Below are 22,045 nucleotides of genomic sequence, written 5' to 3'. Positions count from 1 at the left end.
ATAAACTGTTGTTAGATATTTTCAGCCAAAATTTCTTTAATCTTTGCATTATCCAGCAGGTTTGTCAGACCAACGACTTTCGCGCTGTGCCCGGCTAGTTGGTCGGCAATATCTTTTGCGGCAATGATTAAATCAGCCTGTTCAGATTTCGCAGAGGTTAAATCGGTGTGGCCCACTTCTGCCTCTTTGCCTAATTCCGCCACAATCTTCTTCACGTTCATTTCAACAATAAAGCTGCTACCTAAACCATTTCCACACACAATCAGGACTTTTTTCATCATAGGGTTCTCTGGTTATTTATTTTCAATGACAGCTTCAATCGCTGACAGGGTAGAAGCCGACAGCAACTGCTGCAGGCGGGATTCGTCGCTGAACACGTCCGCTAAGGCGGTGATCATCTGAATGTGATCGTCACCAGATACCGCGCACAGCATGATGACCACATAAACCGGATCGTTTTCATCGGCCTGAAAATTCACGCCATTTTTCACATGCAGCAACGACAGGCCGTTTTTGCGCGCGCCTTGTTCCGGGCGGGCATGCGGCATCGCCAGGCCCGGCGCCAGCACGTAGTAAGGGCCGAGTTCGGCATGCGAAGTGAAGATGGCATCGAGATAAGCCGGGCTGATCGCCCCAGCGGCCAGCAGCGGTTCGGCAGATAATCGCACTGCTTCCTGCCAGTCGCTAACCTGCTCGACTACCCGAATATGTTGCGGCGTTAGCCATTGAGTGAGCATCAGTCATTCCTGTTTATTCGTCGATGGAGTGCAATGTAGGTTATTTTCTCAGCGGTTTTCTGTGATGATTGTCGCAAAAGTTAGCGCTAACACCGTTATTGTTAAAAAACGTGTTATCGCTAACATTTCCTTGCTGTGCGTTTGTCTTGGTTGCAAGCACCTGACATGCTCAATCATTCTGAAAAGATCGCGGGGTGAGGCATGCCCGAAACTGTGGTTTTTCACATGGCGCGTTAACAGATTTGGTTTTAAGCTGCGTCCTGGCAAAAAAGTAGCGAGTAATGCAGGAGATCGCATGACAGAAAAAAAACGGCGCGGTACCGGTAAAAGCACTTTAGCCGATGTTGCCCGTTTGGTGGGCGTAAGCACCATGACAGCGTCGCGCGCGCTACGCATGCCGGAGAAAGTGTCGCCTGAAATTCGCGCCAAAATCGATGCGGCAGTGATTGAGCTCTCCTATGTGCCGAATGTGCAGGCGAGCAATCTGGCATCTGCCACATCACGCCTGATCACCATGGTGGTGCCATCGTTTGCCACGCCGGGCAGTGCAATTGTTTCCGAAGCGCTACAGGAAGTGCTGCGGCCGCAGGGCTATAACATGATGCTGGCTGAAGCCAACCATTCGGCGGCAGAAGAGAGCGAGCTGATCGAAATGTTGCTCTCCTATAATCCGGCGGCGATGGTGCATTTCAATTTTGATAACGCCGCCGAAGCGCATCGTCTGCTGAGCAATTCCGGGCTACCGGTCATGGATATTGGCGGCGTGCATCAGGATTCGGCGGGGATCAGCATTGGTGTCGATTACGCCAAAGCGATTCGCCAGTTGGTGCAAAGTCTGGTCGAGCGCGGCTATCGCAATCTCGGTTTGCTGTGCACGCAGAGTAATAACACCATCTTCCGCCAGCTGCTGAATGGCTGGCACAGCGGCATGCTGGCGATGAATCAGGCGCCGCATCGCGTGGTGACCTCGCCGAAAATGCCGACCTTTGCCGCCGGGCACAGCTTGCTGGCGGAAATTCGCCTGACCTGGCCGGAGCTGGATGTGCTGATTTGCACCAGCGACGAAGTGGCCTGCGGCGCTATCATGGCGTGCCATGCGGCGGGGATTGCGATTCCCAGCCAGTTGGCGATTGCCAGCATCGGCGGCGGTCCGCTAGCGGCCGTATGTTCGCCGCCGCTCACCAGCATTGTGCTGCCGTATGAAGAGATGGGGCGCATGGCGGGTAAACGTCTGCTGGCGGCGCTCAAAGGTGATGAGCCGCCAGCCATCAATGAACTGCCGGTGCAGCTAAAACTGCGCGCCAGCAGCCACAAGGTGTAGCCGTGCGTGCGCACCTTTTCCCAAATTCATCAAATCCTTATCAATTCTAAGGCATTGATAACCCTTTTACGGATCATGTTTTTAACTATAATGATCCGACTGCTTACGCGGCACGCCCAGTGAGGTGGTGCTGCAAAACACTAAAATGGAGAGGAAGAACATGAGTTATTCACTGCCATCCCTGCCGTATGCGTACGACGCACTGGAACCGCACTTCGACAAGCAGACGATGGAAATCCATCACACTAAACACCACCAGACCTACGTTAACAACGCTAACGCTGCGCTGGAAGGTACCGAATTCGCTGACCTGCCGGTAGAAGAGCTGATCACCAAACTGGATCAGCTGCCAGCAGACAAAAAAGGTCCACTGCGTAACAACGCAGGCGGCCACGCTAACCACAGCTTCTTCTGGAAAGGTCTGAAGCTGGGCACCTCGCTGCAGGGCGACCTGAAAGCCGCCATCGAAAAAGATTTCGGTAGCGTTGAAGCTTTCCAGGCTGAGTTTGAGAAAGCTGCGACTACTCGCTTCGGTTCAGGCTGGGCGTGGCTGGTGAAAAAAGGCGACAAACTGGCTGTGGTTTCAACCGCAAACCAGGATAGCCCGCTGATGGGTGAAGCCGTTGCTGGCGTTTCAGGCACGCCGATCATCGGTCTGGACGTGTGGGAACACGCTTACTACCTGAAGTATCAGAACAAACGTCCTGATTACATCAAAGCATTCTGGAACGTAGTGAACTGGGACGAAGCTGCAGCACGTTTCGCTGCTGCGAAGTAAGTTCAGGCTATAGCCGCAACGCACTAAACCGGTGATCTCTTCACCGGTTTTTTTTCGCCTTTATAAACCCTTGCTAAACGACCTGAATATTCCCGCACACGACTATTCCGCTGCGAAAGCTATTAACCTGCCGTTGATAATTTGGGGCATATAGTGGCGATAATTTGTCTCGCCAAGCCTAAATAATCATGTCTACTATCACAACTTCTGTGACGAATAATGATTCGTCAGCACCGCTATTTTTGCCGTTAATAAGCGGAAAGTTCAGGCCAAATAAATTATGGAATAGCGGAAGATTTCGCGCGAAATTTGCCTTAAGATCGCTGGTCTTTCCTGTAACTACCTTTAATTACCTGCACCAGTTGGCGCAATTATCTGCGTTACCACAGCTGCTGACCATGCAGGGTTTGCTGCCGGCGAAGCCACATCGTCCTTATCTGCGTGCGGGATTCAGCGTGGCGCAGCGCGCGCAGGCGATCATCGATCACTATACGTTGATGGATCAGTTAGACAATGCGGCGCTGCGTCAGCTGTTGCAGAGTCCGGGTGATAATTTACTGGCCAGCCTGAGCGGCAAAAATGATGAGACGTATGTGATTCACTGCTGTCCGGGCCGCTTTGACCGTGAAGGTGAAATTACTTTGGAATTGCGCTATGAAACGCAGTTAATTGCGTCGCTCTCTTTCTCAATTATTCGCGAACAGCAGAAGCGCACGTTATTAATTGGTGGATTGCAGGGGCCGCGTAAGCATATTTCTAACGATGTGATTCGCGATGCCACCAAAGCGGCGCACGGCGTATTCCCAAAACGCCTGCTGATGGAAGTAGTATTTAATCTGGCGGAACAGTGTGGCGTTGAGGCGATCACCGCCGTTGGCGATACCACGCACGTGTTTCGCAGCCTGCGCTACCGTCACAGTAAAGGTGATAAGTTCTTTGCCAGCTACAGCGAGTTTTGGTTGTCGTTGGGTGGCGTGGCGCGTGGCGATGAGCTATTTACGTTGCCGTTACGCGCGGAGCGTAAAGATTTGGAAGAGATTGCCAGCAAGAAGCGCGCCGAGTATCGCCGTCGTTATGCCTTGCTGGACAGTCTGAATGAACAAGTTCATCAGGCGGCGGGCATCCTACGCGACGTTTCACACGCCGCGTAAGTCAAGATTAGAACGGCTGCTTCGCGTAGCCGGTCATCACTTTCAGTCCCATCTCACGTCCGAGCGCGGTCATTGGGTGTACCACCACCAGGCCGCGCACGCTTTTCTTGAATGCGCCCATGTTGGCTTGTTCTTTTTTGGTGATTTCGCGGCTAAAGCCCAGCTTCTGCAGCTGTTGCGCTTCTTTGCTCAGCTTCTCGGTGCGCACACCGCGCAGGCGCTCAATTTCCAGCTCCAGCTTCTCTTTTTCACGCAGCAGTTCACCGAGCTTTTCGGCATCGCCAGAGGCTAACAGCGGGGCTTCTTTGCGGTTGAGCGCATCGAGCTGATCGCTCAGAAGTTTGATCTCGGCTTTTTCTTGTTCTTTCATTGGGGGAAAACTCGTTAAGGAAAACAGGCAAAGGATACATCAAATTCAGGCAACTTTGCAGCGCATGACTTCGCGCGATAAATCGCGCCGCGACAATGCGTGCTGATTTAAGACGTAGATGCCTCACGCGCACTTATCCGCAGCGGCACGGTTCATCGCGCTTGTTCATACGAAAACTACAGCGCCGGCTTTTTAAACACCTGCTTATGCGAAATCCGTGAAATCAGCTCGGTGAGCGACAGCACCATGGTTGAACGCACCATCTGCAGATAGCGCTGTTGCTGCATGGAGCGCAGTTGGTCGTCGTCGCGGTTGAAGTCTGGCTGCGGTGGCCAGGCGGCCACGCAGTGCAGTTCGCCAAACGGGCCGAGGATCTCATCGTCGGTAAAACGATAATCGCTGATATCGTGATTCAGCTCCTCACGCAGCGCCAGCAGCAGTTCACAATCTTCGTACTCATGCCGGTTGATCACGCCCAGGCCGTAAATCAGCTTGAGGCGAACCGAGAGTTCGCCCAGCGGACCATCACCCAGCAGCAGCGGTTCTACCGCGTATTTAACCGCGTAATCGTCCTTGCGAAACACTTGCAGCACCAGCAGGTTAACCGCTTCGGTCAGCAGCTCAACGGCGGCGATCAGGAAGCTTCTCACCGAACGACCGGCGTTCAGGCGCTCAAGCACCCGGTTTTCAAAAGCCTGCTTCTCTTCCATCATTGCCTGCATCGTTCAGCTACCGCCAGCGGGCACGCAAGCGCGCCCGAGTTAACCACTAAAGGGCGCGCATTATGCCATAGCGTTGTAAGCGCTCACCACTGAGGTGACCACTTCGCTGTTGGCATCCAGGCCAGAAATTTCCGCCAGCGTGGCTTGCGGGCCTTTTTCTGCCAGCAGCGCGACCAGTTCCTGCGCCTGCGGATCGGCTTCGCTGCGATAGTGCATCGCGGCGGCAATGCCCTGAACCAGATTATCGTGCGGCAGCTGATACTCCAGCGTGCCCAGCGTTGGCTTGATCAGGCGATCGCCCGCGCTGAGTTTACGCAGCGGCTGACGACCGACGCGCTCAACGTCATCTTTCAGGTACGGGTTTTCGAAGCGGGTGAGGATTTTCTGGATATAGGCAGCATGTTTATCGGCTTCAAAACCATAACGCTTGATCAGCACGGCGCCGCTCTCCTGCATCGCGCCTTGCACTACCGCACGCACGTTCTCATCGAGAATCGCGTCACGAATGGTAGCGTGACCAGCCAGCTGGCCGAGATACGCGGTGATGGCGTGACCGGTATTGAGAGTGAACAGCTTGCGCTCAACGAATGCCATCAGGTTGTCGGTCAATTCCATGCCAGGAATGTTCGGCAATTCCCCTTTGAACTGGGTTTTATCAACAATCCACTCGCTGAAGGTTTCCACGGTGACTTCCAGCGGATCGGTGGTGCCCGCTTCGGACGGCGGCACGATGCGGTCTACCGCGGAATCCACGAAGCCAACATGCGTTTCAACCCATGCGTGATACTGCTCTGGCAGCGCTTTTAGCACGTGCTGTTTCAGCTGGCTGGTACCGCGCACCATGTTTTCACAGGCGATGATGTTGAGTGGACGCACATTACCGCTGTCGCTGCGTTTGGCCAGACCTTTCGCGACGCCACCGGCGATGCGCTCCAGAATCTGCGGGCCAACCGCCGTGGTCACGATATCAACCTCAGCAATCAGCGTAACGATGTCATCGCTGGTGCTGTTAACGGCGCTCACGCCTGTTACGATTTCGACTTTTGCCTGTTCGCCAACCACATGAACCGGATACTCATGACGGGCGTTAAGGGCATCAAGTACCACCTGATTGACGTCAGCAAACACCAGCTCGATGCCGGCATCTGCCAGTAACTTACCGATAAAACCGCGACCGATGTTACCTGCTCCAAAATGTAACGCTTTCATAAATTTGACCCATATCAAATGACGAAAGGGCGGGCAAGTCCGCCCCGGAAATGTGGGACGGGCTTACCCGCCCCAGGGAAGGTAAAACGGGGTATTACGCTTTGACGGTGCTGCCCGAGAGCAGATCCAACACGTCCTGCACGCTGGTGGTATTGGCCAGCTTCTCAATCACGCTGTCATCATCCAGCGCGTTGGTCAGGCTGGTAATCACCTGAATGTGCTCGTTATTGCGAGCGGCGATACCAATCACCAAACGCGCCACGTCTTCTGGTTCATCACCAAACTGCACGCCCGCCGGATACTGGCAGAACACCACGCCGGTTTTCAGCACGCGGTCTTTCGCTTCTACAGTACCGTGTGGCACAGCAATGGATTCACCGAGGTAAGTTGGCGTCAGCTTTTCGCGTTCCAGCATCGCATCAACATATTCCGGCTGCACGTAGCCGCCTTTCACCAGCTGCTCACCCGCAAAGCGAATCGCCTGCTCTTTATGGGTGGCACTCAAACCGAGGAACACGTTGTCTGCACCCAGTTTGAACAGGTGCGCGTTGCCTTCGTCGTAGCTGTCAGCCAGCGTGGTCTGCACGGTTTCACGACGCGCTTCGCTGCGGTTAGCGGCCACCAGACGTTCGGTCAGGTTGCTGTACAGCGCGCTATCAAGGAAGTTGTTCAGCGAAATGTGCTGCGCCTGCGGCGCCTGACGCATTGCACGTTCGGTCAGATCGCGGTGGGTAATCACCAGATCAACGTCGCCCGGCAGCGAGTTAATCGCCGTGTTGGTGACAGAGATATTGCTCAGACCCGCGTCCTGCACTTTCTTACGCAGCACGCCCGCACCCATCGCACTTGAACCCATACCGGCGTCACAGGCTACGATGATTTTACGCACGTGGTTCAGGTCAACGCTCATCGCATCGCCAGCAACTGGCGAACCGGCAACAGCCTGACCTTTTGACTGCGCTTTCATATCCTGCATGCGCTGCGTCGCCGCTTCGATGTCGTCATCTTCTTTCACTTTGCTGGTTTTCAGCAGGATAGCTGAGACCACAAAGGAGACGGCAAATGCAGCGATAATGGCAGCGATATTCGCGAAGTAAGCGCCTTTTGGCGTCATCGCCAGCACCGCCAGGATGGAACCTGGAGAAGCCGGAGAGACCAGGCCGCCGTTCAGCAGTGTCAGGGTGAATACGCCAGTCATACCGCCGAGAATTACCGCCAGCAACAGACGCGGCGCCATCAGCACGTATGGGAAGTAAATTTCGTGGATACCACCAAGGAAGTGGATGATCGCTGCACCGCCTGCAGATTGTTTGGCGCTACCGCGGCCAAATACCATGTAGGCAACCAGCACGCCCATACCCGGACCAGGGTTGGCTTCAATCAGGAAGAAGATTGATTTGCCCGCCTCGCTCGCCTGCTGGATACCCAGCGGCGAGAAGATACCGTGGTTGATGGCGTTATTGAGAAACAGGATTTTCGCCGGTTCAACAAAGATTGAGGTCAGCGGCAGCAGGTTGTTCTGCACCATCAGATTCACGCCCGCGGCGAGAATGTGAGACAGGCCTTCAACCAGTGGACCGATAGCGACAAACGCCAGCAGCGCCAGCAGCATACCAATGATACCGGCCGAGAAATTGTTAACCAGCATCTCGAAGCCGCTTTTGATCTTGCCATCAACAACGCGGTCAAAGGATTTGATCGCCCAGCCGCCCAGCGGACCGGCAATCATGGAGCCGAGGAACATCGGCATATCGGCACCGACGATCACGCCCATGGTGGTGATCGCACCGACCACGCCACCGCGATCGCCGCCAACCAGACGTCCACCGGTGAAACCAATCAGCAGCGGCAGCAGGTAGGTGATCATTGGACCGACGAGTTTCGCCAGCGTTTCGTTTGGAATCCATCCGGTTGGGATGAACAGCGCAGTGATGATACCCCATGCGATAAACGCACCGATGTTAGGCATCACCATATTACTCAGAAAGCGACCAAAGCTCTGAACCTTGACCTTTACTGATGAGGACATAAACCCACCCCTTATTGAGACGCGCTGCAATAAGAGAGCGCGTTTGTTTTTGTTTGAACGTTACGGCGGGGGCCGTGGCATTACTGTATGCACGCGGACTCTAGCACTAGTTTATTACGCTGCGTAGAGCTGCACCTAAGTGTGATGCAGATCACGCTAAGTTGGGGTGATTGGGGGGCGATAAGGTGACATTGATCACAAAAAGGCGCTGTAAGAAAGCAACGGTGCCGAAAAATTAAGCAAAACAAGGCGATGAATGTGACTTAAGTCACCTTTTGAAGTGGGCGCTTTATTGTGTAAGTGTGATCAATGTCACAAACTATTTGTGGTCGAAAATGCGCCAGATCACAATATGCTGCAGCAGATAAGTGAGCTGTAAGGAAGTGACGAAATTCTGAAAAGGGACAACAGACTTTCAGGGTCGCCATTGATGGCGACCACTAAAATAGTTCGACTGTTACAACCCGCCTTGCACCGCATTTTGCGCTTGCGTCAGCGCTTGCGCGTTGCTGGAGAGATTGCTCATCAGCGTGTTGTATTGCGTTGCCTGATCCTGGGTTGGGAACTGTACGCCGCCATCGTTGAAGGTTACACGCGTGCCTTGCGATTGCAGATAGTCACCGGTTTGCACGGCTGCCTGGCTCAGCGCCTGCAGCTGTGGCAGCAGCGGAATCAGCGTGCTCGCTGGCTGCGTCACGACTTTGACGTAGGCCGCGTCATACACTTTCTTCAGGTCATCCGGCTGCTTCAGGGTGGCTTTGCTGCTGTCCGCCTGCATTTTGGCGCTCTGAATCTGCTGGGTCAGCACGCTCAGATTGCCGCTGGCCTGGCGCAAGCTATCGCGACGCGTGAGGTAATCCTGCGGTACACGAATCGCCGCTAACTCATCAACCACCGGGCGCATGCCTTGCTCAATCGCCTGATTGGTCTGCTGCGAGAAGCCATAAAGGATGGCGTAGTCGCTGGCGTAGTTGCCGAAGGTTTGCTTTTGGTTTTCACTCAGGCTTGGCAGATGTTCGCCACTGCGCATCACCGTGTTCTGAAGGAAGTCACTGAACGCTTTACGCTGATCGCCCTCTTTGTCACCGCAGGCTGTGAGTTGCAGCACCACTAACGCGCTGACCATCAGCATGCCGGTACGCATCCAGATGCGAGAAATTCCTGACGCCATGATGAACTCCTGTTATGGCTAATTCGATTCGATGGGAATGGTCCTAAAGAATAGTGCAATGGCCTGACGGGTACAACGGGCGGCGTTTGCCTGGTGCGCATAAATGCGCACCCGATAAGGAAATGGCGGAATTCCAGGGTCACCAATAATGGTGACCGTTTTAACACGTTAAATCAAAACACCAGCGCCTGACCATCCTTACGGCTTTCAGTGGCGGCGATATAGAAGCCTTGCGGATCGCGCACAATCGCCTGCGCACCGCCGAAGTTATAGCCGAGCAAAGGATCTTCCAGCGTGATCTGGTGCCCCATCTCGCGCAGCTTCGCCAGCACGTTACGGTCGATGCCGGGTTCAACCACCACCGCACGTCCTTGCTCAACGCGCCAGCGCGGTGCATCAATCGCTGCCTGCGGGTTTTGCTTATGCTGCATGATACGCAGCGCCATCTGCAAATGACCTTGCGCCTGCATCGGGCCGCCCATCACGCCAAACGACATCAGCGGCTGGCCGTCACCGTCGAGGGCAAACGCCGGAATGATGGTGTGGAACGGACGTTTGCCGCCGGCCACCACATTGGGATGCTGCGGATCGAGCGAGAAACCGCAGCCACGATTTTGCAGGCTAATGCCGGTGCCCGGCACCACTACGCCAGAACCGAAGCCCATGTAGTTTGACTGTATAAAGGACACCATCATGCCGCTGGCATCAGCGGTAGAAAGATAAACCGTGCCGCTCTGCTGCGGGGAGCCAAAGGTAAAATCTCCGGCCCGTTCGGGATTAATCAACTGCGCGCGCTGTTTTAAATACTCATCACTGAGAAGCAATTCTGCCGGGAACTCAAGGTGATCGTAATCGCTGACATAGCGATCCAGATCGGCCAGCGCCAGCTTCATCGCTTCAATCGACAGATGCAGCCACGGCACCGAATCCGGTTCATAGCGGCCGATATCCCACTGTTCGAGAATGCCCAGCGCAATCAGGGTGGCGATGCCCTGACCGTTCGGCGGCAGTTCCTGCACCGATCCGCCCGCAAACGGACGCGATAACAATTCTACCCAGTCGGCGCGATGATTTTTCAGATCATCAAGGCTCAGCGCCGCACCATGCTGCTCAGCAAACGCCACTATCTTTTCAGCCAGCTCGCCACGATAGAAGGTTTCACCGCGCGTTTCGGCGATTTTTTGCAGCGTTTCGGCTTGCGCCGGATTACGGAACAGCTCGCCGGCACGCGGCGGTCGTCCATCAGGCGCAAAGCACTCGACGAAGCCGGGCTGATCTTTCAGCTTGTGGTAGGCGCGCTGCCATAGATGACCAATCAGCGGTGAAACCGGGAAACCATCGCGCGCGTATTCAATGGCCGGTTGCGCTAGCGTGGTGAGCGGCAGCGTGCCAAAGCGTTCGGCCAGCTCGACCCACGCCGAAACCGCGCCCGGCACGGTGACCGCTTCCCAGCCAATTTCCGGCATGGCATCGCGTCCGGCAAAGCGTTCCGGGTTCCATGCGGTGGGCGAGCGGCCCGAGGCATTCAAACCGTGCAGCTGTTTGCCATCCCAGATAATCGCAAAGGCGTCACTGCCGAGTCCGTTGCCGCTAGGCTCCAGCACGGTCAATGCCATTGCACTGGCAATCGCCGCATCTACCGCATTGCCGCCCTGTTGCAACATACGCATCCCGGCTTGCGCCGCCAGCGGCTGCGAAGTGGCAACCGCGTTGCGTCCCATCATCGGTACGCGGTGTGAGGCATAGCTGACGTTAAAATCCAGTTCACTCATGATCGTTCCTTAGTGTGAGTCATCACGTGGGTCGAGCGCGTCGCGCAAACCGTCGCCCAGCAGGTTGAAGCCCTGCACGGTGAGAAAAATAGCCAGTCCGGGGAAAATCGACATCCACGGCGCCTGTTCGAGAAAGCCTTTGGCGGTATTCAGCATCGCGCCCCATGAAGGCGAGGGCGGTTGCTGGCCGAGGCCAAGGAATGAGAGGCTGGCTTCGGTAATGATCGCCGAAGCAATCGCCAGCGTGGCCTGCACCAGAATTGGCGACAGCACATTGGGCAGCACGTAACGCAGGATGATCCAGCGATCGGGCAGGCCAATCGCTCGCGCGCCGTCAATGTACTCTTCGTGGCGTATGGCGATCACCTGGCCGCGCGTCAAGCGCGCGAAAATCGGCATCGCAGATAAACCGATGGCAATCATAGCGTTTGATAAGCTCGGGCCGAGAAACGCTCCCAGCGCGATTGCCAGAATCAGAAACGGGCATGCCAGCAGCGCTTCGATAAAGCGCGAAATAATGCCGTCGCACCAGCCTTGCCAGTAACCGGCAATCAACCCAAGCGGCACACCAATCAGAATGGCGATCAGCACCGAAATGCAGCCCGCCAGCAGCGAAGTACGGGCGCCCCACACCAGGCGAGACAAAATATCGCGCCCCAGCTCATCGGTGCCAAACCAGTGCAGCACCGTAGGTGCTTTACGCACCGCAAGGAAATTGGCTTTGATGGGATCAAACGGTGCCAGCCACGGTGCCAGCAGCGCCACGGCGACAAACAGCAGCACAATCACCGCACCAATCAGCGCACTTTTATTACGCAGAAACTTTTTCAGCACCCGACGATTCGGCTTTGCCACTGCAGGCAGTGCGCCAGCGGTTAATACCTCGCTCATGGTCAGCCTCGCATTTTCGGGTTAATGATCATATAGAGCACATCAGCCAGCAGATTGAGCAGCAAGAAGCCAATCGCCACCACCAGCACCACGCCTTGCACCACGGCGTAATCACGGTTGAATACCGCATCGACAATCATCTTGCCAAAGCCGGGCAGCGTGAAGACCTGCTCGGTCAGCACCGCGCCACCCAGCAACTCGCCAAACAGCAGCGTGGTGAGAGTAACTATCGGCATCAGCGCATTACGCAACGCATGCTTGAGCACCACTTTCTTTGCCAGCAGCCCTTTGGCGCGTGCGGTGCGAATGTAATCCGCTTTCAGCACGGCGATCATTGAAGCGCGAGTGTGGCGCATTAACGTGGCGGCCAGTCCGGTACCAAGCACCAGCGCCGGCAGCAGCAGCGTTTTCAGGTTCTGCGCCACATCTTCGCTAACCGGCACAAAACCCGATGCCGGCAGCCATTGCAGGTGCACGGAAAACAGCAAAATCAGCAGAATACCGAGCCAGAAGTGAGGCACTGAAATCCCGGAAAGCGCGACAAAGTTGGTGGTGTGATCGACCCAACTGTCTTTGCGCACTGCGGCGATGATGCCCATGCTGATGCCAATCACCAGCGCGATAATCATCGCCAGCAATGACAATTCCAGCGTGACCGGCAATTTGCTGGCGATCAGCGCCGTCACCGGCTCTTTGGTGCGCAGCGACATGCCCAAATCGCCGGTTAGCGCATTACCCATCCAGGCGAAATATTGCGCGGGAATCGGATCGTCCAGATGATATTCCGCCCGCAGCTGGGCGATAACCGCTGGATCGCGCTCTTCGCCCGCCATCGCCAGCACCGGATCGCCCGGCAGCAGCTTTTGCAGTGCGAACACCATAATGCTCACCAGCAGCAGCGTCGGAATGGCCAGCAATAGCCGTTTTACAATCAGTTCCAGCATCCTCGCTCCTTAGCGGTTTACTGCGCCAGACTTACGCCAGCCAAACGTACCAATCCGTCCGGCCAGGCTTTGAAGCCCTGCAGTTTTTTCGACATGCCAAAAATGCGTGGCTCAAAGTAGAGGTATGCAATCGGCATATCGCTTTGCAGTTGGTTCACCACCTGGGTGTAGAGCGCCTGACGCTGTGCCTGGTCGTTGGTGAGACGCGCGGCATTCAGCCACTCATCGACCTGCGCATTGCTGTAGCGTCCGTCATTGAGCGTGCCTTTGCTGTTAATAAACGAATAGATGCTGCCGTCCGGATCCGGACGACCAGACCAACCCGACAAGCTAAGCTGATAATCCCCGCGCTGCTGGCGATCCAACAGGGTGGCGAACTCACTCATTTGCAGATTGAGGTTGAAACCGGCTTCACCGACCATCGCCTGAATCACCTGGCCCACCTGCTGCGCGGTCGGGTTATTGCTGACCAGCAGCGTCAGATTCAGCGGTGTGGTAACACCCGCAGCCTTCAGCAGTGCTTTGGCTTTCTCAACATCGCGCGGTGCGATCGGTGTTTTGACGTGATACGCGCTGACCGGTGAAAACGCCTGATTGGCTGGCGTATATAAGCCTTCAAACGCCACCTGATTCAGCGCATCACGGTCAATCGCCAGTGAGAACGCTTCACGCACCCGCGCATCTTTCAGCGGACTATTAGCATCGACTTTGCCGTTGTTGATATTGAAAGTGATGCCCTGATAACCAAGACCTGTGACTTTTGCCAGCGCCAGTTTGCTATCGGCTTCAACGGTTTTCACATCGCTGGCGGCCACGCCTTCGGTGAGATCCAAATCGCCCGCACGCAGGTTCGCGAGGCGCACTGAAGCATCCGGGATCGGCAGGAAAATCACCTTATCGAAGTGATAGGCGCCTTTATTCCAGTAATTGTCATAGCGCTTCAGCACGATGCGATCCTGCTGAACACGGCTGTCGAACTGATACGGGCCAGAGCAGACCGGATGAGCGGCGAAATCGGGCTTTTTCGCCGCTTCCGGTGCCAGCATGGCTCCGGCGCGGTCGGTCAGTTGGCTCAGCAGCGCCGCATCCGGGTTTTTCAGGTGGAACTTCACCTGCATCGGGCCGCTCACTTCCACGCTTTCAATCGAGGAGATTTCACTTTTACGCAGCGAACCCGGCAGCGTTTGCGCACGTTCGATATTGAATTTCACCGCTTGCGCATCAAATTTTTCGCCATCGTGGAAGGTCACGCCGCTGCGCAGATTCATGGTCAGCGTTTTGCCGTCCTCGCTCCACGCCCAATCGGTCGCGAGACCCGGTACCACTTTGAGGTTTTGGTCAACATCGACCAAACGATCGCACATGGCCGCAAAAACAAAACGGCCGTAATAGGTGCGCGCCAGATGCGGATCGAGCATGTCGGGATCGGCGCCCAGGCCGATGCGAATCACGCTGTCAGCCTGGCTGTGGGCGCTAGCCCCGAGCAGTAACAGACCGCTGAGGGCGGTTAATAACGTATGACGAGCTTGCTTCACGGTGTATCTCCAGAGGTTAGGCTTGCTGATTCACCGCCTGCTCAAACAGGGCGCGGCGACGTAAAAAAGCGGCGGAAGGTGGCGCAAGGGTGATGACGCTGCGATCGCGATTAATCTCCTGCCAGCGGTGACAGGCAATTTGACGGCCGCCGCTCAGCACCTGATTAATCGGTTCAAACTGGCGACATTCCGCTGTGGCATAGGGACAACGGGTATGAAAACGGCAGCCGCTAGGTGGATCTGCTGGGTTGGGCAAATCACCCTGCAGCATTGGGATGGTGCGACTGACGCCCGGCTGCATTTGTGGCGCGGAGGCAATCAACGCTTGCGTATAAGGATGGAGCGGCGCATCAAAAATCTCATCGACGCTGGCCAGTTCGACAATCTGACCGAGATACATCACCGCCACGCGATCGCTCATATGGCGGATTACCGCCAAACCGTGCGCCACGATCACCATCGTCAGGCCAAACTGCTGTTTCAGGCTCTCAAGCAGATTCACCACCTGCGCCTGCACGGACACATCCAGCGCTGAAACCGGCTCATCGCCGAGCAGTAATTTCGGCTGTGAGGCCAGCGCGCGGGCAATACCAATGCGCTGGCGCTGACCGCCTGAAAACTCGTGCGGGTAACGTTCGACCCAGGCCGCAGGCAGGCCAACGGTGTGCAGCAGTTCGGCGACGCGCGCGTGGCGCTGATCGCGGCTCATCTTTTCATGCAGCCACAAAGGTTCGCCAACAATCTGCTGCACCGTCATGCGCGGATTGAGCGAGGCAAACGGATCCTGAAAGATAATCTGCAATTCGCGACGCAGCTGATTGAGTCGCGCGCCGCTGGCATCGGTGATGCTTTCGCCCTGATAGAACACGTCGCCGGCGCTGGCGGCTAATAAACGCAGCAGCAAACGTCCCAGCGTCGATTTACCGGAACCGGATTCGCCGACAATCGCCAGCGTTTCGCCCGGCATCACCTGTAGCGCAACGCGATCGACCGCCGTCACGCCGCGATTGCGTGAAAACAGCCGGTTGCCCGTGGAGAAGGTTTTGCTTAAATCGCGGCACTCTAAAATCGGCTTCATGCACTTTCTCCCAGCGTGACGTGTTGCTCTAACGGCGCGCGGAAACAGGCCACATGATGATCGTTCACCAGTGCGCGCAACGCCGGACGATGCTGGTGGCAGCGTATTTCGGCGAAGGGGCAACGCGTGGCAAAGCGGCAGCCAGCCGGCATGTTTTCCGGCAACGGCACCTGGCCGGGAATGGTAGCTAACGCCCCTTCACGCGCGCTCAGGCTGGGAATTGAGCCCATCAGGCCAATGGTGTACGGATGCTGCGGATCGTTGAAAATACGCTCCACGCTGCCGCTCTCCACCACCTGACCGGCATACATCACCGCCACGCGCTGCGCCACTTCCGCTACCACGCCGAGATCATGCGTGATCATCAATACTGCGGTGCCAGTTTCCTGTTTTAGGGTGTTCAACAGCGCCAGAATTTGCGCCTGAATGGTGACATCGAGCGCGGTAGTGGGTTCATCGGCAATCAACAGTTTTGGCTGGTTGATCAGCGCCATGGCAATCATCACACGCTGGCGCATGCCGCCGGAGAGCTGATGCGGATAGGCTTTCAGCCGCTGTTCCGCTGCTGGAATTTGCACTTTTTGCAGAATCGCCAGCGCCGCGTCCATTGCCTGGCGCTTACTCACTTTGCGATGGCGCATCACCGCTTCGCTCAGCTGATCGCCAAGCGTGAAGGCTGGATTAAGCGAGGTCATCGGTTCCTGAAAAATCATCGCCAATTGGTTGCCACGCAGGCTGGCGTATTCACTGCTGCTGAGTTGGCGCAGATCGCGGCCATCAAACAGCATGTCGCCCTGCAAGATTTGCGCACTGTCAGGCTGCAAACCCATTAACGTGAGTGAGGTGATGCTTTTGCCGCAGCCCGATTCACCGACCAGCGCCAGCGTTTCTCCCGCCTGTAGCTCCAGAGAAATATCATCCAGTACCGTGACCGGCGAACCACGAAACTGCACGCGCAGATTGCGTAGCGATAAAACGGGATGTGCGGTCATGGCGCTTCCTCCTGACGGGAATAGAGCGTTTCCATCAGCGCCTGTTGCAGCGCAAGCAGATGCTCACGCATCGCCGCTGCCGCTTCATGGGGCTGGCGCTGGGCGATGTGCATCACCAGCCGCTGATGATGGGTGTCATAGTTATCCAGGCGTGCCGGGGTACGCGCCTGCACCCGCAAATGCTGCCAGCCGGGATCGCGGCGCACCGCATCGACGGCATCAAACAGCCCGAGCATCAAGCGATTGCCCGCCGCTTCGGCGATGGCGCGATGGAAGGCGCTGTCCCACAGTTCATGCTGATCGCCATCTTCAGGCGGCGTGATGGCGTGCATGCGCTCCAGCAGGCGTTTCATTAAGGCGATTTGTTCTTTGGTGGCGCGCAGGGCGGCAAGACGTGCCAGCCCCGGCTCCAGCTGTAAACGCGCTTCCATCACTTCAAGCAGATTCGATTGCTGTGGCAGATCCTGTAGCACCAGCGGCTGCACTGGCGCGGAGGGCCCAACAAAGGTGCCTTTGCCCTGTTTACGCCAGATGCGGCCCTCTTCTTCCAGCACATCTAATGCCCGGCGAATTTCACGACGACCGATGCCAAACCGCTCGGCTAACTCACGTTCGGTGGGCAGCGCGCGATCGGGCGTGTGCTCCTGTTGCTGAATCAGCTGGCGCAGTTGCTCAAGTGCGGTGCTGGAGTTGCGGCTGGTTTCTGGCGTGTCATTCATAATTGGTTCGCCTGCTTATGCATCAGAAAAAGATCGGTAATCGCCGCGTATCCAGCACTTTTCCTGATGAAAGGCGAATTCGGCAGCTTTCTTAGCGTAGGCAAGAAGTGAACCAATATTTAATTGGTTCGGATTGGCGTGTCATCAATGTGTAATAACCACATGATCGCAAAGTAAAAGTTTTTTCAGTGCCGGTTGAGAATTGCGAGAAGCGTCAACGTCCTCACCGGCATGCTGCTTCACGGTGGTGCGCGCACGCTGCTTATCTGTGCAATGCCAGCAGTGCGGCGACGCGCGGTGAGTTAATAACCGATGGTTTTCAGCGGGATATAACCTTGGCATCTATTTTGTATGTGTTAACGCAGATGCAGGAGCGATAGCGGGCAACCGAGGTCGCCAGACAATTTGCAATGGGTCACTAGGGTTCCGGTCGAAAGATGCTGGTCCGAGAGTGACCGACCGTCCTCTGACGGTTACACGGCGGGAAAAAAGCCCGGGAGGAAAGCGAGAACGTTGCTCGCCGCCTCCTGCTTTTTTTTCGTCCGTTAACGCCAGAGGAACCATCATGATCAAAGCCTGCCTTCGCCTGCTGTTGCTTTGCACCATCACGCTGTTCAGCGTCAACACGCTGGCCGCCGACAAACCCTCCTTTAAGATTTGCTGGTCGATCTACGCGGGCTGGATGCCGTGGGATTACGCGCAGCAGAGCGGCATCGTCAAAAAATGGGCTGACAAATACGGCATCGATATCCAGTTTGTGCAGGTTAACGACTATATCGAGTCGGTGAATCAATACACCGCCGGGGGTTTTGCTGGTTGCACCATGACCAACATGGATGCGCTGACCATTCCGGCCACCGGCGGCGTGGATAGCACGGCGCTGATCGTCGGCGATTACTCCAACGGTAACGACGGCATTCTGCTAAAAGGCGCGGGCAACCTCTCAGCGCTGAAAGGCAAGCCGATAAATCTGGTCGAACTCTCGGTTTCGCATTACCTGCTGGCGCGGGCGCTGGAGAAATCCGGCATGAGCGAGAAAGACGTCAAAGTGGTGAACACCGCCGATGCCGATTTGGTGGCGGCGTTCGGCACCGCCGACGTCAACGCTATCGTTACCTGGAATCCGCTGCTCGCCGAAGCGGAGAAGCAGCCGAACAGCCATCTGATTTTCTCTTCCGCGCAAATTCCGGGCGAAATCCTCGATCTGCTGGTGGTCAACAGCGCCACGCTGCAGAAGTATCCGCAGCTCGGCAAAGCGCTGACCGGCGCATGGTATGAAACGTTGAAAACCATGTCCGGCTCAACCGACAGCGCTAAAGCGGCACGTACACAAATGGCGCAGGCTTCCGGCACCGATCTGGCGGGCTTTGACCAGCAGCTGGCCGCCACGCATCTGTTTAGCGATGCCAAAACCACCCTCGATTTCGTCCAAAGCCCACAGCTCAAAGCCACCATGCAGATGGTCGCCGAGTTCTCGTTTAAGCACGGTTTGCTGGGCGAGGGCGCGCCGAGCGCCGATGTGGTTGGCGTGGCAACGCCTGCGGGCAATTGGGGCGATGTAGGTAACCTCAAACTGCGCTTCACCGATGAGTACACCAAAATGGCCGCCGCCGGGCAGCTGTAAGCGAGGCGATGCCGATGCGTAAGTTGATCAACTACCAACCGCTGCCGCTGGGGCGCTTGCTGCTGGGCATTCTGCCGCTGCTGGCGCTGCTGCTGGTGTATCTGTTCGCGTCGGAGGCGCGTCTCAGTCTGAATGCGGCAGACAAGCTGTTGCCGGGCTTTAACGCCATGGGCGACGCCATCAGCCGCATGGCATTTCAGCCCAGCCCGCGCACCGGCGAATATCTGTTGTGGAGCGATACCGCCGCCAGTCTGCTGCGTTTGCTGTGTGGTGTGGCGATCAGCGCGCTATTGGCGCTGGCGCTGGGTCTGTTCACCGGCGCGCTGCCGGTGGTGCGTGCGGTGCTGGCGCCGCTGGTGACGCTGTTTGCGTTGGTGCCGCCGCTGGCGATTCTGCCGATTCTGTTTATCTGTTTTGGTCTCGGCGAAGTATCGAAAGTGGTGCTGATTGTCATCGGCATTACGCCGCTGATTGCCCGCGATTTGCAGCTGCAGGTGCAGAAGATCCCGCGCGAGCAGCTGGTAAAAGCGCAGACGCTCGGCGCGCACAGCGCACAGATTTTGTGGCGCGTGATCCTGCCGCAGCTGATGCCGCGCCTATTGGATGCGGTACGGCTGTCGCTGGCATCGGCGTGGCTGTTTCTGATTGCCGCCGAAGCCATCGCCGCCACGGAAGGCCTGGGGTATCGCATCTTCCTGATGCGGCGTTATCTGGCAATGGATGTGATTCTGCCCTACGTGGCGTGGATCGCGCTGCTGGCCTTCCTGCTCGACCTGTTGCTGCGGCTGGTTAGCCGTCGCTGCTGGCCGTGGTATCACGCGAAATAAGGGGCGAGCGATGCCGTTACTGCAACTGAAAAACCTTGAGAAACATTACGGCCAGCAAGTGGTGCTGGAGCGCCTCAACATCGAGGTTGAAGAGGGCGAGTTTGTGGCGATTGTCGGTGCGTCCGGCTGCGGCAAAACCACCTTCCTGAATATGCTGCTCGGCACTGAAGCGCCCAGCAAAGGCCAGCTGTTGCTGGATGGCGAACCTATCCCCGACGAACCGGATGCGCATCGCGGCGTGGTGTTTCAGCGTTATTCCGTGTTTCCGCATCTGACGGTGCTGGGCAACGTGATGCTGGGCGACGAGTTCAGCAGTGCGCGTTGGCTGGGCCGCGTGTGGGGAAAGAAGCGTCAGACGATTCGCCAGCGCGCGCAGGCCATGCTGGCGCAGGTTGGGCTTGAACGGGCACAGAATAAATATCCGCATCAGCTGTCGGGCGGCATGCAGCAGCGTCTGGCGCTGGCGCAGGCGTTGATGAAGCAGCCGCGCATTTTGCTGCTCGATGAACCCTTCGGCGCACTCGATCCCGGCATCCGTAGCGAGATGCACCAGCTGATCACCCGTTTGTGGCAGCAGCATAACCTGACCATTTTCATGATCACCCACGATTTGAAAGAGGGATTTAGCCTTGCATCGCGTCTGCTGGTGTTCGACAAGCTGCGCCACGATCCGCACGCGCCTGAAGCCTGGGGCGCGACAATCACTTACGATCTGCCGCTGGATCGCGCACAGCCATCCGAACCGCAGGTCGCCTAAAGGAGAAAACCATGAAGCCTTATCAAACCTTGTTGCCGAGCGGCGCACACTGGTCGCTGATGATGCGCAGCGGCAGTGCGCTGACCCTCACCGATGTCGAAGGTGGCGCCAACGTCGGCCTGCTGTTTTACAACCCGGAAAACCTGCTGGAGCGCTATAACGCGCCCGACACCCTGAAGTGCCAGCACACTTTCCGCCTCACCGCCGGTCATTGTCTCTATTCAGATATGGGACGTATTTTCTGCGGCATCGAACACGACAGCTTCGGCTGGCACGAAAGCGTGTGCGGCACGCTGAATGCCGCACAAACCGCCGCGCGTTTTGGTGCCAGCACCTATCAGCAGGCGCGCAATCTGCGCCATCAAAATGGCTACGACAGTTTTCTTGTCGAGCTGGCCAAATATGGGCTCGGCCGGCGCGATATGGCGTCCTGCCTCAACCTGTTTGCGCAGGTGCGCGCCGACGACAGTGGCACTTTGCAGCTGGAACGTCAGGGCGCGGCGGGTGCCAGCGTGCGTTTACGTTTCGCGATGGACACGCTGGTGCTGCTGCACACTTGCCCGCATCCGCTCAGCGCATCGCAGGATTATCCGCGCCAGCCGGTGCAGATCGAACTGGATGCGCAGCACGCGCCGCTGCCGGCGATGTGTCTCGAGCGCGACGAGAATCAGCGTGGTCTGCGCAATAACGCGCTGTATCAACTGCAAGGAGAAATGTGATGATCATTGAAAGTCAGCGCAATCCAGCCGAAGCGCGCTTCCAGCAGCAAATTGATGCCGGTGATTACTGGCTGCAGCGCATCGAAGCGGGCCAAACGCTACGCATCACCGATCTTGAAGGCAATCAAGCCGCCGATACGCTGTTTTTCAATGCTGATGACACCGCCGAACGCTACAGCATGAGCGACACGCTGCGCGGGCAAAACAATGTGTTTCTGACGGCCGGCAGCGTGCTGCGCTCGAACTTTGATCGCCCAATGTTGACCATCACTGCCGATACCTGCGGCCGTCACGACACGCTCGGCGGCGCTTGTTCATGCGAGAGCAACACGGTGCGCTATGACCTGGAGAAGCGCCATATGCATTCGTGCCGCGATAGCTGGATGCTGGCGGTGGCGGAACAGCCGGAGTTTGGCCTGACGCGCCGCGACATCACTCACAACATCAACTTTTTCATGAACGTGCCGGTGACGCAGGATGGCGGATTAACCTTTGCCGACGGCATTTCTGCGCCGGGCAAATATGTCGAGATGCTGGCGCACATCAACGTGCTGGTGCTGATCTCCAACTGCCCGCAGCTCAACAATCCCTGCAACGGTTACAACCCAACGCCGATTTTAGTCAGCGTGTGGTGATTTTCTGACGCAACGGGACGACCCGTTTTCTGCCGTCAATGCTACGCAGGACGACCTGCCGCAA

The 22,045-nt window shown here is 56.7% G+C and carries 22 protein-coding genes and 1 riboswitch; of the genes, 8 read left to right on the top strand and 14 right to left on the bottom strand.

Annotated features, from left to right (window positions below; all coding sequences use genetic code 11):
- Nucleotides 1–11 precede the first annotated feature (11 nt).
- Together ACFQW4_RS18220 and ACFQW4_RS18215 are read right to left on the bottom strand one after the other, a co-directional pair.
- Nucleotides 12–278: a PTS sugar transporter subunit IIB gene (locus tag ACFQW4_RS18220; RefSeq protein ID WP_101763934.1), complete on the bottom strand. Its 267-nt coding sequence runs from the start codon at nt 276–278 to the stop codon at nt 12–14.
- Nucleotides 279–293: 15 nt separating this feature from the next.
- On the bottom strand, nt 294–737 hold the full coding sequence (locus ACFQW4_RS18215) for a PTS sugar transporter subunit IIA (RefSeq protein ID WP_137384868.1): 444 nt from the start codon (nt 735–737) through the stop codon (nt 294–296).
- 295 nt (nt 738–1,032) lie between these two features.
- On the opposite strand from ACFQW4_RS18215, the gene ACFQW4_RS18210 reads away from it, so the two are divergent.
- The 3 genes from ACFQW4_RS18210 to ACFQW4_RS18200 all read left to right on the top strand — a co-directional run bounded on the left by ACFQW4_RS18210 (nt 1,033) and on the right by ACFQW4_RS18200 (nt 3,987).
- The gene (locus tag ACFQW4_RS18210; RefSeq protein WP_101763827.1) at nt 1,033–2,058 is read left to right on the top strand and encodes a LacI family DNA-binding transcriptional regulator; all 1,026 of its coding nucleotides are present in this window, start codon (nt 1,033–1,035) and stop codon (nt 2,056–2,058) included.
- Between the two features lie 160 nt (nt 2,059–2,218).
- Nucleotides 2,219–2,836 (top strand): superoxide dismutase [Mn], encoded by a 618-nt coding sequence (gene sodA / locus ACFQW4_RS18205; protein ID WP_101763826.1) that lies wholly within the window; start codon nt 2,219–2,221, stop codon nt 2,834–2,836.
- A 188-nt stretch (nt 2,837–3,024) separates the two neighbouring features.
- Nucleotides 3,025–3,987, top strand: a complete 963-nt coding sequence (locus ACFQW4_RS18200) for a VirK/YbjX family protein (RefSeq protein WP_101763825.1) — start codon at nt 3,025–3,027, stop codon at nt 3,985–3,987.
- A gap of 7 nt (nt 3,988–3,994) precedes the next feature.
- Here the strand turns inward: ACFQW4_RS18200 and ACFQW4_RS18195 are convergent, their stop codons facing one another.
- From ACFQW4_RS18195 to ACFQW4_RS18140, 12 genes are all read right to left on the bottom strand, one after another.
- On the bottom strand, nt 3,995–4,357 hold the full coding sequence (locus tag ACFQW4_RS18195) for a YibL family ribosome-associated protein (protein WP_007893377.1): 363 nt from the start codon (nt 4,355–4,357) through the stop codon (nt 3,995–3,997).
- A 176-nt stretch (nt 4,358–4,533) separates the two neighbouring features.
- A complete protein-coding gene (gene mtlR / locus ACFQW4_RS18190) occupies nt 4,534–5,079 on the bottom strand; it encodes a mannitol operon repressor MtlR (RefSeq protein ID WP_192236852.1) in 546 nt (181 codons plus the stop codon).
- 60 nt (nt 5,080–5,139) lie between these two features.
- Entirely contained in the window at nt 5,140–6,288 is a 1,149-nt protein-coding gene (gene mtlD, locus ACFQW4_RS18185) for a mannitol-1-phosphate 5-dehydrogenase (RefSeq protein WP_101763824.1), read from the bottom strand.
- 94 nt (nt 6,289–6,382) lie between these two features.
- Entirely contained in the window at nt 6,383–8,317 is a 1,935-nt protein-coding gene (locus tag ACFQW4_RS18180; RefSeq protein ID WP_101763823.1) for a PTS mannitol transporter subunit IICBA, read from the bottom strand.
- Between the two features lie 457 nt (nt 8,318–8,774).
- The gene (locus tag ACFQW4_RS18175) at nt 8,775–9,488 is read right to left on the bottom strand and encodes a DUF3053 domain-containing protein (RefSeq protein WP_110867877.1); all 714 of its coding nucleotides are present in this window, start codon (nt 9,486–9,488) and stop codon (nt 8,775–8,777) included.
- A gap of 173 nt (nt 9,489–9,661) precedes the next feature.
- Nucleotides 9,662–11,260, bottom strand: a complete 1,599-nt coding sequence (locus ACFQW4_RS18170; protein ID WP_377726508.1) for a gamma-glutamyltransferase family protein — start codon at nt 11,258–11,260, stop codon at nt 9,662–9,664.
- A 9-nt stretch (nt 11,261–11,269) separates the two neighbouring features.
- Nucleotides 11,270–12,151 carry an ABC transporter permease gene (locus tag ACFQW4_RS18165; protein WP_101763820.1) on the bottom strand — a complete coding sequence of 294 codons (882 nt, stop codon included), beginning with the start codon at nt 12,149–12,151 and terminating at the stop codon, nt 11,270–11,272.
- A gap of 2 nt (nt 12,152–12,153) precedes the next feature.
- On the bottom strand, nt 12,154–13,095 hold the full coding sequence (locus ACFQW4_RS18160) for an ABC transporter permease (RefSeq protein WP_137384873.1): 942 nt from the start codon (nt 13,093–13,095) through the stop codon (nt 12,154–12,156).
- 17 nt (nt 13,096–13,112) lie between these two features.
- Complete coding sequence (locus ACFQW4_RS18155; protein ID WP_192236854.1) at nt 13,113–14,630, bottom strand: ABC transporter substrate-binding protein; 1,518 nt, start codon at nt 14,628–14,630, stop codon at nt 13,113–13,115.
- 16 nt (nt 14,631–14,646) lie between these two features.
- Entirely contained in the window at nt 14,647–15,708 is a 1,062-nt protein-coding gene (locus ACFQW4_RS18150) for an ABC transporter ATP-binding protein (protein ID WP_192236855.1), read from the bottom strand.
- On the bottom strand, nt 15,705–16,700 hold the full coding sequence (locus tag ACFQW4_RS18145) for an ABC transporter ATP-binding protein (RefSeq protein WP_192236856.1): 996 nt from the start codon (nt 16,698–16,700) through the stop codon (nt 15,705–15,707). The genes ACFQW4_RS18150 and ACFQW4_RS18145 overlap by 4 nt, the downstream gene beginning before the upstream one ends.
- Nucleotides 16,697–17,419, bottom strand: coding sequence for a FadR/GntR family transcriptional regulator (locus tag ACFQW4_RS18140; protein WP_192236857.1), 723 nt, complete (start codon nt 17,417–17,419; stop codon nt 16,697–16,699). The genes ACFQW4_RS18145 and ACFQW4_RS18140 overlap by 4 nt, the downstream gene beginning before the upstream one ends.
- A gap of 407 nt (nt 17,420–17,826) precedes the next feature.
- Nucleotides 17,827–17,921, top strand: a riboswitch (guanidine-I (ykkC/yxkD leader).
- Nucleotides 17,922–17,984: 63 nt separating this feature from the next.
- Here ACFQW4_RS18140 and ACFQW4_RS18135 point away from each other — a divergent pair.
- The 5 genes from ACFQW4_RS18135 to ACFQW4_RS18115 are packed head-to-tail and all read left to right on the top strand — an operon-like array spanning nt 17,985 to nt 21,981.
- Nucleotides 17,985–19,043 carry a putative urea ABC transporter substrate-binding protein gene (locus ACFQW4_RS18135; protein WP_377726504.1) on the top strand — a complete coding sequence of 353 codons (1,059 nt, stop codon included), beginning with the start codon at nt 17,985–17,987 and terminating at the stop codon, nt 19,041–19,043.
- 14 nt (nt 19,044–19,057) lie between these two features.
- The gene (locus tag ACFQW4_RS18130) at nt 19,058–19,870 is read left to right on the top strand and encodes an ABC transporter permease (RefSeq protein WP_110867884.1); all 813 of its coding nucleotides are present in this window, start codon (nt 19,058–19,060) and stop codon (nt 19,868–19,870) included.
- A 10-nt stretch (nt 19,871–19,880) separates the two neighbouring features.
- On the top strand, nt 19,881–20,627 hold the full coding sequence (locus ACFQW4_RS18125; RefSeq protein WP_217549597.1) for an ABC transporter ATP-binding protein: 747 nt from the start codon (nt 19,881–19,883) through the stop codon (nt 20,625–20,627).
- A gap of 11 nt (nt 20,628–20,638) precedes the next feature.
- The gene (locus ACFQW4_RS18120) at nt 20,639–21,346 is read left to right on the top strand and encodes an urea amidolyase associated protein UAAP1 (RefSeq protein WP_101763811.1); all 708 of its coding nucleotides are present in this window, start codon (nt 20,639–20,641) and stop codon (nt 21,344–21,346) included.
- Nucleotides 21,346–21,981, top strand: a complete 636-nt coding sequence (locus ACFQW4_RS18115; RefSeq protein ID WP_101763810.1) for an urea amidolyase associated protein UAAP2 — start codon at nt 21,346–21,348, stop codon at nt 21,979–21,981. The genes ACFQW4_RS18120 and ACFQW4_RS18115 overlap by 1 nt, the downstream gene beginning before the upstream one ends.
- The last annotated feature ends 64 nt before the right edge of the window (nt 21,982–22,045 follow it).

It is taken from the genome of Pantoea sp. GCM10028869, from assembly GCF_042666835.1.
Classification (GTDB): Bacteria; Pseudomonadota; Gammaproteobacteria; order Enterobacterales; family Enterobacteriaceae; genus Pantoea; species Pantoea leporis.
Note: the sequence above shows the minus strand (reverse complement) of the source record. Positions and strands in the feature narration are given on the sequence as shown.